This window comes from Microvirga calopogonii (genome assembly GCF_003347665.1).
Lineage (GTDB): Bacteria > Pseudomonadota > Alphaproteobacteria > Rhizobiales > Beijerinckiaceae > Microvirga > Microvirga calopogonii.
This window is the reverse complement of sequence record NZ_QDGA01000133.1, coordinates 1-12,077: the sequence shown is the minus strand read 5'-3', so window position 1 is coordinate 12,077 and position 12,077 is coordinate 1. Positions and strand designations below refer to the sequence as shown.

General features: G+C 59.4%; 9 protein-coding genes and 3 pseudogenes. 7 read left to right on the top strand and 5 right to left on the bottom strand.

Annotated elements, in window-relative coordinates:
• Positions 1-693, top strand: a pseudogene (locus DDF70_RS32970) (hypothetical protein); the annotation flags it as partial.
• A gap of 890 nt (positions 694-1,583) precedes the next feature.
• On the opposite strand, the gene DDF70_RS32960 reads toward DDF70_RS32970, so the two are convergent.
• From DDF70_RS32960 to DDF70_RS37220, 3 genes are all read right to left on the bottom strand, one after another.
• Complete coding sequence (locus DDF70_RS32960) at positions 1,584-2,597, bottom strand: rhamnan synthesis F family protein (RefSeq protein WP_114948812.1); 1,014 nt, start codon at positions 2,595-2,597, stop codon at positions 1,584-1,586.
• 510 nt (positions 2,598-3,107) lie between these two features.
• Positions 3,108-3,482 (bottom strand): HNH endonuclease, encoded by a 375-nt coding sequence (locus tag DDF70_RS39410; RefSeq protein WP_114948811.1) that lies wholly within the window; start codon positions 3,480-3,482, stop codon positions 3,108-3,110.
• 8 nt (positions 3,483-3,490) lie between these two features.
• Positions 3,491-3,808, bottom strand: a complete 318-nt coding sequence (locus tag DDF70_RS37220; RefSeq protein WP_162820853.1) for a hypothetical protein — start codon at positions 3,806-3,808, stop codon at positions 3,491-3,493.
• Positions 3,809-3,900: 92 nt separating this feature from the next.
• Here DDF70_RS37220 and DDF70_RS32950 point away from each other — a divergent pair, with 92 nt between their 5' ends.
• Together DDF70_RS32950 and DDF70_RS32945 are read left to right on the top strand one after the other, a co-directional pair.
• On the top strand, positions 3,901-4,164 hold the full coding sequence (locus DDF70_RS32950; protein WP_114948810.1) for a helix-turn-helix domain-containing protein: 264 nt from the start codon (positions 3,901-3,903) through the stop codon (positions 4,162-4,164).
• Positions 4,165-4,985: 821 nt separating this feature from the next.
• On the top strand, positions 4,986-5,558 hold the full coding sequence (locus tag DDF70_RS32945; RefSeq protein ID WP_114948809.1) for a hypothetical protein: 573 nt from the start codon (positions 4,986-4,988) through the stop codon (positions 5,556-5,558).
• Positions 5,559-6,392: 834 nt separating this feature from the next.
• Here the strand turns inward: DDF70_RS32945 and DDF70_RS32935 are convergent.
• Positions 6,393-7,655, bottom strand: a complete 1,263-nt coding sequence (locus DDF70_RS32935; protein WP_162820852.1) for an acyltransferase family protein — start codon at positions 7,653-7,655, stop codon at positions 6,393-6,395.
• An 84-nt stretch (positions 7,656-7,739) separates the two neighbouring features.
• Between DDF70_RS32935 and DDF70_RS38485 the strand changes: the two are divergent.
• The 4 genes and pseudogenes from DDF70_RS38485 to DDF70_RS32915 all read left to right on the top strand — a co-directional run.
• Positions 7,740-7,826 (top strand): annotated as a pseudogene (locus DDF70_RS38485) (IS5-like element ISMex42 family transposase); the annotation flags it as partial.
• 276 nt (positions 7,827-8,102) lie between these two features.
• Entirely contained in the window at positions 8,103-9,434 is a 1,332-nt protein-coding gene (locus DDF70_RS32925; RefSeq protein ID WP_162820851.1) for an O-antigen ligase family protein, read from the top strand.
• Positions 9,435-9,595: 161 nt separating this feature from the next.
• Complete coding sequence (locus tag DDF70_RS32920; protein ID WP_114948805.1) at positions 9,596-10,429, top strand: IS5 family transposase; 834 nt, start codon at positions 9,596-9,598, stop codon at positions 10,427-10,429.
• A complete protein-coding gene (locus DDF70_RS32915) occupies positions 10,426-11,181 on the top strand; it encodes a DUF7986 domain-containing protein (RefSeq protein WP_114948804.1) in 756 nt (251 codons plus the stop codon). The genes DDF70_RS32920 and DDF70_RS32915 overlap by 4 nt, the downstream gene beginning before the upstream one ends.
• A gap of 203 nt (positions 11,182-11,384) precedes the next feature.
• Here the strand turns inward: DDF70_RS32915 and DDF70_RS32910 are convergent.
• Positions 11,385-12,077 (bottom strand): annotated as a pseudogene (locus tag DDF70_RS32910) (alkaline phosphatase); the annotation flags it as partial.

The window sequence follows — 12,077 nt, the reverse complement described above, 5'->3', positions numbered from 1 at the left end:
CCGGACGTGTTGGCGGCCGGGGTTGATCCGGACGTGCACTATGCCGCCTTCGGCTGGCACGAGGGGCGCGATCCCGACGCCTTTTTCTCCACCAACGGCTATCTCTCGGCCAATGCCGATGTGAACGCCGCCCACATCAACCCGCTCGAGCACTACCACCAGAACGGCTGGAAGGAGGGGCGGGACGCCTCGATCAACTTCGACACCACGCTCTACCTTCAGCACAATCCCGACGTGAAGGCGGCCGGCATCGACCCGCTCGAGCATTATCTTGCCTTCGGCCGCTCTGAGGGCCGTCAGGCCTACGAGGCGGTCGGCCTGAATGTCAAGGGCGCCTTTGACGCCGAGTACTATCTGTTGGCCAACCCGGATGTGGGCGCGGCCGGGATCGATCCGCTGACCCACTACAACACCTTTGGCTGGAAGGAGGGGCGGGATCCGAATGCCTTCTTTGACACCTCAGCCTATCTGTCCACCTACAGCGATGTGGCCGCTGCCGGGGTCAACCCGCTCGAGCACTACATGAGCTTCGGCTGGCACGAGGGCCGCGATCCCTCGGGTAAGTTCGACACCAAGGCCTATCTCGCGGCCAATGCCGATGTCGCCGCCGCTGGGGTCAACCCGCTGCAGCATTACCTGCAGTTCGGCATCTATGAAGGTCGGTCCAACTTTGGCGACGGACTTATCGCATAGGGCTAGACTATACTGGTCGAGTTGACATCTCGCGTTCGCCAAGGGCAACGGAGTTCGAGAGTTATTTTCTCAAACTCCGTTGCCGTCATCCGAAGCGCGGCGGGCCAAGCCTCATGTCATAAAAGAACATCAGCCGCGAAAATTTGCTACCGACGGCCACATCGCAGCTGATCGCTTGGTGAAGGGTCGGTCTGCGACTGAGAAAATCGGGCGCGCATGCGATAGCATTCAGGATCGACGAAGGAGCATTCTCTCAAAGGGAAACCAGAACCGGCGATCCGCGCAAATCGGACGTGTCCACAAACGTTCCCCCGCCGCTTTCTAGGACGCCCTCTCCACAGGCGGAGGTATTGATCGCTGGTGTTGGCCGCGGCGATAGTGCACTTGGCCATGATCATCATGGGTGAGAACGAGGCCAGTCCACATGTGCTTGCCGCAGCCAGGCGTGTAACGGAGGTCGCCATTGATCGGCAACGGTCGCGCCGCGCTAAGTCCGGGCTTTTGGATCGGATGATGCGTGACCCGGAATTTCTGCAGCCTCCTGCATCGGAAGAGCCGCTGCGGGTTCCACCAGCCCGCATCCGCTGTACAAAGGCGGCCCGTGTCCGGGCTTATCTCAAAGGATCGGATCAGGGAATTTTCAGAACGCGAACTGGCTCAAGTTGAGCAAGAAATTCGATAAGAAATGGAGGTGAGCCAAGTCAAACAGCAGTGCGCGGACACCCTCAAGTGGGCAAAGCAGTGGCACTCTGACTGGGAGCAACTCAAAAAGCTGGATCGCTATGAACGCCGCGCCCCATCACGCCGGCGGTCCGCCATCCGGGCTTCGACGACGCGCAAGCGCCTGCCCAGTCGACACGAGCCCAAGGGGGCGGGCACAGGCGATCCCTTCACCGACGCCGGTGATGGGCCCGCGTGAACATCAGCTGCTCCAGAACTGTGATGAGGACCTTTCGTGTCGCCGCTATCGCAAAGAAACCTGCTGCGTTGAGCACTGTGGCGATCGGCCTGCCGCTCTTGGTGTAGGCATAATCACGGGCGACGAACGGGCGCAAGGGCCAATTTTTTTCGAACCACGCCCGGATGCCCTGCCGTTGCGGCGGGCTCAATGCCGCCTGCTTCCGCAAGAGGTGAGAGTTCACCAGAGGCACGATCTCGGGATCGATGTCACGGACGACGGACTCCCATTCCTCGATATCGGACACAGCCGCGGGATTGGCACGCAATAATTCAGCTTTGATAAACGGAATGCGGCAGTCCGTGATCAACTCACGCCAGAGAACGTGCGACGGATTGAAAGGACGCAGTCGTGGCAAAAGGCCTGACGCCGATGGCTGGTAAGCCGCGACATAACGAAAGCCCGCGCCCGTCAGTGTGGAGCTGAAACCGATTTCAGCGCCCTCAATGATCTCACGCTTGCTCATCCGTGAGAACGGAAGGGCCATGACCGATTCAAACGCCCGGCTGCGATAGACATGCGGCTTGAACAGCAGGAACCAGCTTTGCAAATGCCGCGCTGTATCAAGGCTTTCAACAAAGCCATAAAAATCAGCATCTCGTCTCACGAGTTCCTGTAGCGGTCCACGTAGGTCGCCAATAGGGCCATAGACACTATCATTGGCAAGGAGGAGGTCTCCGGTTAGTTCATGGCCATAGCGGGCATAAGCTTCAGCCCATGAGCCAAAGTCTAAGCCCTGGTTCTCTCGAACAATAACATCGTAGCAAATTTCAAGGAGAGCTTCTTTGGTTTCTGCGCTAATGACTGCTGTTGTAGTGAACACTATCGTGAAATCGAGATCCCGCAGCTTATGAAGGTAACGAAAGACATAGTCTGCGACATGCCCGTCAGTGTCGAAGTGGGCAAAGAAACAAACGCGTGGCGAGGTGTGGAGTGAGGAACGCATTTCGGCTCATGTGAGTGCTACTAAGCTCGTGAAGACCCTTATCGTGATCAGCATGTGACAACAAGTCTTGCAGGTCCGCTAAGTCCCGCATTCAGTCCAGACTGCCTGACATTTACTGCTTCTCATTGTGTGATCAAGAATAACATCGCGGCATAAATGGCTGTCCATAAAACCAGTCTTGGCTATCCGGACACTGCAAAGCTTCCCTGTGAACCAAAGGTGATGAGCCGTTTCTGACAACCTGATCCTCGAACATAATTACCCTGTCGTACAGAGCGGTTCTTACAGCACGGCGCCCGTCATTGGATAATGATTCATGATAGAGAGCGTTGATGGAGCAATGGGGATAGCATCGATGCACTGGCTCTGTCAGGACCGCCATTACTCCAGAATTTTGCCCCAGCGCGAATGACAATAAACGAGGCTACTGAGGGTAGCTTCGCCTCTTATTGAGGCTGGCAAAGCTGCTGAAGCCGTCCATCCGTTGGTGCGTGTAAACAGTTGATATGTTCACCGTGGCACAATCTGACCTGACACCTTCCGCTTCCAGGGGCTGTGCCTTCCGAAGGGCAGGGGCCTCTTGGCACCGTCAGCACCGATATATTGAATCTTCTCACGCTTCGCCTTGGCTGCCCGGCGATGATCATCCTGAGTTTTCACAAAGGCGCAAGCTTCATGCGCCGGGCCCATGTTGTCGAGATTATCGGCGCCACCGAGTTCAAGGGCGCGGATATGCTCCGCAATCCATCGCTCGCGTCCACCTTCGATCTTTCGAGAGCATAGGACGCATATCCCGCCCGTTTTCTCCCACACCTGAAGCCGGCGATGGGGAGTGAGCTTCCGTCGGGCCTTCGTGCCCACATCTTCGATCTCAACGAAGGGCATAGGGCACCTCAGTCGTGGTCTGAGAGAGGGGAGGGGCGGTTAATACCCCGGTCTATTGAGGTCTCCTCATCGAGAAGGGCAATCACCTGCTGAAACAAGCGCTCCCACTCGGCTCGCAATGTTTCACAGGAGGCGATTAAGTTTCTTAGTTGGCGCTCTCGCTCGACGTTCGCCGGAGCCACGTGCAAACGCACGCCTAGCGAAGCAACGGTTGAGGTAGCAGGATCATGTGGTGGGCTTTGGGAAAAAGATGCCGTCTGTGGGCGAGGCTCCATGTGACGATTTTCCATGGCTGCGCGCCACATGATGCGTTTGGTGTAGGACATGATTTACCTCAAGCGCTTATGATGCCTAAAGTATCAAATTTCACGCTCAAAGTCAATCCCTAGAGCATCAAATAGGTCTTGAGGTATCGTCCGTGCTCACCAGTGAACAGATCCGTGCTGCCCGTGCTTTATTACGTTGGGAGCAAAAAGATTTAGCCTCGGCGTCCGGTGTTTCGCTTCCAACAATTAAAAGGCTAGAGGCCAAGCCCGGACCCTTGAACGCCCATGGTCCTACAATCGATGCTCTTTCCCGTGCGCTTGGTGAAGCCGGGGTCCAATTCATTCCTGAAAATGGCGGTGGTCCCGGTGTCCGGCTCCGCTATCCCAGCCATAGCCTGGCGAGAACCGATCAATGACGTCCCCAAGAGAGAGGCTGACATCCAATGCCATCAGACAGCCGATCGAGTGTTTCGAGCAGGACACCGACAACGTGCGGGCAAACAGCGTCAGCGATCTATCCTCATTGCTGAGGTCTACGGGCATGAAGCGCTTGTTGTCATGGCTTCCGTCTATCGGACCTGAGGCCACAGATGGTCACCCGTGATGCGATGGCCCATCCGCTGGAAGAACGCCGGCTTCTTGATGTTCAGGTGGATTTCGTCGCCACGATGCTGACGTTGATCGCCGGGGTGGCTCCTCGGGCTTGAGCGCCGCCATGCGACCCAAGCCATGCCGAGTGAGCTAGGCGGCCATGGTAGAGCGCGCTAGCTTAAGCTTGCCGACGATCTCGTCTGCCATCAGCCGGTACTCTCGCCAGAGCATCTCGATCTTCGGCACGAAACGCTGCCCATCTGGTCCTGTCCTGCCCCCTGGAAACTGGACCAGCCAAAGTGGGAATTTTCCCTTCACAGCTTTCTAGGAGAATGGGCCTCTTTTGGGGGAGCGATCGACCTGTGAACGTGATATTGGAGGAAAAGAGCATGCACGGGTGGGGCAGGTCGGATGAGAGCCTCGCCACGGCCGGAGCACAGATCCGGGCGCGAGACAGAGATCATCCTCTCGATCATGCCGCGATAGCATCAAACAGGCGGATCCATTTATGCCCCACAAAGTCACACCTCCGCTTACATCTCCCGAAAGGTTCCAAGGTGAGCGGATCAAGCGTCCTTCCTCGTCTCAAAATGACAGCCACCCTGGCGATACGCGAACGAACGACATCCAAGTCCATCCCCGCACCTTGGGTTCGCTCTTCGCCAAGCGTCCGCTCATCCTGGGCGAAGACCAAGCCGCCTACGACGCGCTATTGTCCACTGTCACCCGTGCGGCCAAGCCTGATGACATTCTCGACGAACTCCTGGTGAAAGACATTGTCGATCTCACCTGGAACATCGAACGGTTCGAGCGGCTCAAGGACAGTCTGCTTCGGGTGGCCAGCAAGCGCGTGCTGACCCGTGTCCTTCACAATGCCAAATGCCCTGAAACGGAGAGGCCGTTGGATGCCGAGCGCATCGAACTCATGATCGTGTGCTGCTTGCTTGGCGAGGAGGATTCCATTGAAGAGGTCAAAGACCTCCTGACGGACTACGGCTTCGACCTGAACTCCATCATGGCACAGGCCCTCTCCGATAAACTCGACGACATCGAGAGGATTGACCGAAGCATCACCACTCAAGCAGCTCGCCGCAGCAAAGTCTTAGCTGAGCTTGAACGCCGCCAAGAACTCAAGGCGTGGCGACTCGGAGGCTCAGTCGTTGACGTCGTGGACGCTTCGGCGCAGCCCGTCCTTGCTACTATGCCCGCCAGGACATGACCAGCTCGAAACGGCAGGCCGCAAATGCAGCCAATGCGCAACGTAGCACCGGTCCGCGTTCCGCGGCCGGCAAAGCACACTCCCGCCTCAATGCGTTTAAGCATGGCCTCGCCATACGCGCGTCCGCCGTACCAGATCTTGCGCCAGACGTAGCACATCTGGCTCAGATAATTGCTGGTGAGAAAGAAACCGATCCTCGTGTGCTGACCGCCGCTACCCGGGTGGCTGAGGCCTCCGTCGATCTGCTCCGCGCACGCCACGCCAAAACCGAACTTCTGGATCGTCTGCTGCAGGGTCCGGAGTTCTGGCAGGATCCACCGCCCGAGGAGCCTATGCCACCCCGCCCCAGGCGGCTCAAGGTTTCAGTGAGTGATTACGAGCGAGCCTTCCGAGCGGGAGTGGGTGAGCAGTTGCGGGGCGCTGAAGAGGCCTCAATCATGCACGAGCTCACCTATGGCCTGGACGTCGACCGCATCAGGGGCCAACGGGCGGAGGCAGAGCAGCGCGCCCACCAACGACGATCTGAGTGGCAACAACTCGAGAAGCTGGATCGCTATGAGCGTCGGGCCCTGTCGCGGCGGAAATCAGCGATCCGGGCCTTCGATGAAGTCCGAACCGCAGCACAAGTGGCCCCAGCTGTTCCAGCTCATTGATGATCAAGCCGAGATTGTTTGCCGAGCAGATCGGATGACCTGAGGGAAACCGGCCCTTAGCGCTACGTGCCTCCAACTCGCCCGAGCCACTCGGCAAAGGGTCATAATCACTGCGACGCGGATCGAGCCTGACGCCTAACCTTCTGACCAGCCGCTTGTGGTATTTCATCCTCTTGAGGGCTCAAGATTGAGCGTCCTGTACAGGCGCTCCAATCGCCTTGGATGTGCCAGACGGCACAACCAACCGCTCGCGCAGCCATTGCGTTACAGGGTGATCAAGGAGCCTATGGGCGATTCCGGCGACAATCACAGACGCAAGCATAACGGCGAGCACGTAAGCCCACGGAGCGGCAGAGACTGGGAGAGCGAGCTTGATCGCAATCATGCGGCAGCCCCAAAGAACCACCGTATGCAGCAGATACAGCGCGTAAGACGAGTCACCAAGCGATCCAAGAGGACGAAGCCACTGAGGCGGTGGGCCAAACGTCCCAAGGGTCGCGCCGGTCAGCAGGAGAGCGGCTGGGAACCCGTACACGCGGATCCGCTCCCATGGTAACGGAAAGTCGTCCCCGATCTGCTCGGCATAAAGAAAAGCCGCCGTACCAATCAGCACCGCTGCGATCGGCCAGGGCAGACGCAGCCCTTCCTTGTAAGCGAGCCCAATGCCAAGGCCAAACACAAAATTCAGAATGACGGGCTGGGACCAGAATGTAAGAGCATCCATCGCTTGCGGTGTCGCTCGCCCAATAAGGACGGTAGCACCAAGACCCGCGATGACTGCGCCGACCGCCAGCCGACGCGGGAGAGCAATCACCAGCGCAAACAGAAGGTAAAAGAACATCTCGTAGTTCAGCGTCCACCCAACAACGTGGATTGGCTGCACCACGCCGTCGGGACGGGCGTAAGGGATGAAGAAATAAGACGCCAGCGTGTGTGCCAGTGTGTAACCGCCACCCGTCGAGAGAACATAAATCGACGTAGCAGTCCAATAAAGGGGCACTATTCGGATCAGACGGCGCAAGAGAAAGAGCTTGGTTGCACCGGGCTGTCCAAAGAGGCGATCAGATGAGACCACCATGACAAAACCGGAAATTACAAAGAAGATATCAACACCTGCGGAGCCGACGACAAGATTAGGCAGTGCGTTTGGAAGGCCAAGGCCTTGAGCTACGTTGAGCTGGATATGGTGTAGGACGACCATAGAGGCGGCCACAGCACGCAAGAGCTGAACTGAAAAAAGAGAATGCACGTCTGCCCCCAATAGACGCCAGTCGGCCCCGAAGCCGCGACCTACCAGCCGGCTCAAGCCCCGGAATACCAGGTTGGGATTGTTGAACTCTCCTCGCCGGGCTTCGTAAAGGTAGATGATTGTTGGTAACCGACTCCTGCCTCGAAAAGCAACGGTATTGCTACGAGATCCCTCCAGCAGCTTAGTTAGTGTCAAGACAGATGTCGCTGAAATCAATGCAGGAGAGCAGTGCGACCGATGGCAGCGTCAGCCTAGGACCCGGTGTGTCCGTGCCAGTTGGCAATCCCGCCCAAATCCAATGAGGCGCCCATAGCCTGTCCGGACTGGACCTATAACAACCGCACTGCTGTCGAGCGGCTCTGGGCCACACCTTCATGGGGAGCCTTCACCCGGGCCAAGTTGAACGGGTGCTGCAGCTGTCCTTAGCGGGCGGGATGAGCCTGCGGGCCACGCCCTTGCTCTTGCCCCGAACTTGACCAATCGGTAACCGTGATTTGTCGTCAACAGGGGCCTACGCTGATTCAATAGCCGGGCTGCCGAAGAGCGACATTCCGCGGCTCGTCCGGACCCTCGGGTGCAAGGTGCCGATGCCCACGACAAGCGGATCGCCAGGTTTTGAAGATTCACACGACGAGAATGCGCATGTTCGCGGAATATAATGACGGCCATGAGCAGAAATTTGCTGGCGAGATGCACAATGAGAAGAAATTAGAGGGAAAATATCACGCTTCAATATTCAATAGACAGAGAAAACTCTGCGTTCGTCTCGACAATATCGGTCATGGGTTGATCGTTTCACTTCCGATTGCATTGGCGGTTGCCAACCGCTCGTCTTCTTTGTTTTTGACCTTTGCTGCTCTCTGCGTACTTGCTTCACGTCTTGCCTCCGGCGCCATCAGCTTCAATCGCTCGGCGCTCGAGGGGATGCGGACGGGTGCTCTCATCCTCGTACTGTGCGGGATCGCCTATCCGTTGATCTCCCTCGGCTGGGCGTTGAGACCAACGTTGGGCTTGTTCTCCTGGGGTGAGGCGATGCTTCCAGTGGTGTCGGGGGCGATCCTGGTCTCAAGTTGGCGTGTCGCGCCGCCGCCCCGGTGGATGGTCGGAGCCCTTGCTTGGTCAATGCTCGTGGCCGGAGGGTTGATCAGCACCGAGCTTCTGCTCGACTTTCCGTTGCAATGGATTTTCCCCGACCGTGTCGGTGCCTTCATTCAAAACAGGCCGGTTGTGACGCTGTCGCTGCTGCTGGCGCCAGTCATCGTCCTGCTTGGGTTCCGCAGGCGACCGGCGCTCTGCTCCATTCTGTTGCTCGCGACCACGGCGACGATTGCCATATCCGACAGCGAGGCCGCAAAACTCGGCCTGCTGGCCGCCGCCGGAACCTTCGCGCTCAGCTATGCTCCTTTTGTCTGGGTGAGGCGCTTGCTCGCGATCGCTCTCCTCGGGCTGATCTGGATGCAGCCCTTTTTCGGGAGCATCGTTGCCAGATCCGTCCCTGACACCGTGGTCGAGGCGACCAAGGGGGGACACTCACGGGAGCGCATCGAACTCTGGCAGGCCTTCAGCGATGTCGCTCGTCGCTATCCCATCTTCGGAACGGGGTTCGCGTCGTCGCCGCATATGGGCGACCATCCAGTCGCGGCCGAAATCGACCCCGCTTACCGACCCATGCTGAAAGTCGGCCATCCCCACAATGCCTTTCTCCAGGTCTGGGTCGAATTGGGGGCGATCGGCGCTCTCCTGCTGAGTTGTCTCGTTCTCTGGGTACTGAGGTGTCTTGGGAGAGCGCCAGCCGATATCCAGCGCGTCGGTCTGATGACCCTCATATCGGCGAGTGCGATCGCACTGGTCAGTCACGGCGCATGGCAGGGCTGGTGGATGTCCGCCATCGCACTCTCGACTGCGCTGCTGACCCTTCGTCCGATCCGGACTGCGAGCGGCCGACCGGTTGGCGAAGAGGGGAGGTTGGAATAGACAGCACGCTCTTTGGGCATCGCAAACTGGCATCCGATGGAACTTGGACGGGGAAGAGCTTAAGAGCTGATCCCAATTACCGGGTGTGGCGGTTGGCTGTCGTGCAATGGCAAGGATGAGGGGCTATATACGGGGGCTGAATAGTTGTTGGTTGTGCCCCGATGAGTTCGTCGTTTCAGTTATCCGAGCGCTTCTGGTCCCTGGCCCGGAGGCTGATCCCTAAGCCTACCAAGCCACACCCTTTCGGAGGTGGGCGTCGGCGCGTGCCGAACCGAGCTGTCCTGGCCGCGATCATCTTCGTGCTGCGGACGGGATGTCAGTGGAAAGCCCTGGATGCCACCGGGCTTGGCTCGGGCTCGACCGCGCATCGCCGGTTTCAGGAGTGGGTCCAGGCCGGGCTGTTCTTCCGGCTATGGCGGGTGGCAGCCCAGCGCTACGATGAAGTGCATGGGATTGACTGGCGCTGGCTTGCGGTCGATGGCTGCCTGACGAAAGCGCCGCTGTCGCGCAGCGAGGTGGTCGGGCGCAATCCCCCCGACCGCGGCAAGCAGGGCCTGAAGCGCTCACTGCTCATCGATGGTAAGGGCCTGCCTTTAGCCCTCGCGGTCGGGCCGGCCAATCGCAATGACCACCGGCTCCTGGCCGAAACGCTCGACAGTCTGGTGGCTCGGCGTCCCGCCCGCACAGCCATGGTGCACCATTTGTGTCTCGACCTCGGCTATGATGATGCGGGCTCGCGACACGAGGCAACGCGGCGCGGCTATAGGGTGCATATTCGCGGTTGGCGAGAGGAAGTGGGTCAGCGGAAAGGCAAGCGCGAGCGAGCTCGCAGATGGGTCGTCGAGCGGACACATGCTTGGCTCAACCGCTGCCGTCGCGTGCTGGTGCGCTGGGAGCGCAAGGTGGCCAACCATGCGGCTTTCCTCCACCTCGCCTGTGCCCTGATCTGCCAGCGTGTGACTGAAGGGAACGCGATCATGAGCGGGCGGCCATGACCCGGGCCGAGGTTCTGGCTCAGTATCGCCCGATCCGGGCGGGCATCCGCCGCGTGCTGAGCGAAGCGATGAAGGCGTGCGGCCGGGCGGACCTGAACCGAGCCATCAAGCAGGTTGCCCCGTGGGCTGAGGCGGAGGTGCTGGAAGACGAGGTCACAGCTGAAATGCTGGCCGATGTCGCGCTGTTCGAGCCGAATCAGCGTGGCCGGCGTGCGTTCGACCGCTTTCTCGCTGAGAAAGGCGAGCGCCTGACAGGTGTGGAGCGGGCCCTGGCGGAGCGCATGGTCGGGGCGTGGTTCTCGGTCTTCCGGGTGGCCGAGCGCCATGAGGCCGCCGGGCTCTGGCTGGAGGACCTGCTGGCCGGACAGCGTCGCGTCTGGCTCGTCGACGAGGCCCTCGAGGTCTCCGCCTCTGAAGATGCCGTCATCGGCCTGCGGCTGTTCGATGCCGGGCCGTTCCATGCTGGCTTTGGCATTATCGTGGCGCCCGATGCCGAGACCCTCGATTTCTGCTTGGCGGCGATGGAACACGGTGAGCCCTTGCCGTTCCGCCATTCCCTGGCCGCAACACTCTACGGCGACCAGCTCCGGGCCGACGCACCGCCCGGACCTGCCGACCTCACCTTGCTGGAGTTGTTGACGGACCTGCTGGTCTCGTCCCCCGCAGCGCTGACGATGCCCGGCACGAAGAAGGCTGGCCGCCCGCCATCATCCAATCCACCCAACACACCGCATCCTCGAAAAAAGAGGTAATTGGGATCGGCTCTAAGCTGACTTTATAGGCGAGAGCGGTAGTTCGGAAGTTAAACGTTGCTGTCGCTAAGTCTTTCAACACACTCATCGGCCTCACAGATCTCCGCCGCACAGAGCCAGGCGCGGGTGAGGGATGATGCAGCATTACACGTTGCATCATCCATTCTACACCTGCAAGTCGAAGAGTACGGACACGAACCTTTCTACCCAATAATTGCGTCGCCGAAGTTGGACCGACCTTCATAGATGCCGAACTGCAGGTAATGCTGCAGCGGGTTGACCCCGGCCGCGACCACATCGGCATTGGCCGCGAGATAGCTTGAGGTGTCGAACTTACCCGAGGGATCGCGGCCCTCGTGCCAGCCGAAGCTCATGTAGTGCTCGAGCGGGTTGACCCCGGCAGCGGCCACATCGCTGTAGGTGGACAGATAGGCTGAGGTGTCAAAGAAGGCATTCGGATCCCGCCCCTCCTTCCAGCCAAAGGTGTTGTAGTGGGTCAGCGGATCGATCCCGGCCGCGCCCACATCCGGGTTGGCCAACAGATAGTACTCGGCGTCAAAGGCGCCCTTGACATTCAGGCCGACCGCCTCGTAGGCCTGACGGCCCTCAGAGCGGCCGAAGGCAAGATAATGCTCGAGCGGGTCGATGCCGGCCGCCTTCACGTCGGGATTGTGCTGAAGGTAGAGCGTGGTGTCGAAGTTGATCGAGGCGTCCCGCCCCTCCTTCCAGCCGTTCTGGTGGTAGTGCTCGAGCGGGTTGATGTGGGCGGCGTTCACATCGGCATTGGCCGAGAGATAGCCGTTGGTGGAGAAAAAGGCGTCGGGATCGCGCCCCTCGTGCCAGCCGAAGGCGGCATAGTGCACGTCCGGATCAACCCCGGCCGCCAACACGTCCGG

Coding starts and splice junctions, on each gene's coding strand:
- DDF70_RS32915 (WP_114948804.1), top strand. CDS start 10,426: ATGACCCGGGCCGAGGTTCTGGCTCAGTATCGCCCGATCCGGGCGGGC.
- DDF70_RS39410 (WP_114948811.1), bottom strand. CDS start 3,482: ATGCCCTTCGTTGAGATCGAAGATGTGGGCACGAAGGCCCGACGGAAG.
- DDF70_RS37220 (WP_162820853.1), bottom strand. CDS start 3,808: ATGTCCTACACCAAACGCATCATGTGGCGCGCAGCCATGGAAAATCGT.
- DDF70_RS32960 (WP_114948812.1), bottom strand. CDS start 2,597: ATGCGTTCCTCACTCCACACCTCGCCACGCGTTTGTTTCTTTGCCCAC.
- DDF70_RS32925 (WP_162820851.1), top strand. CDS start 8,103: ATGTTCGCGGAATATAATGACGGCCATGAGCAGAAATTTGCTGGCGAG.
- DDF70_RS32920 (WP_114948805.1), top strand. CDS start 9,596: ATGAGTTCGTCGTTTCAGTTATCCGAGCGCTTCTGGTCCCTGGCCCGG.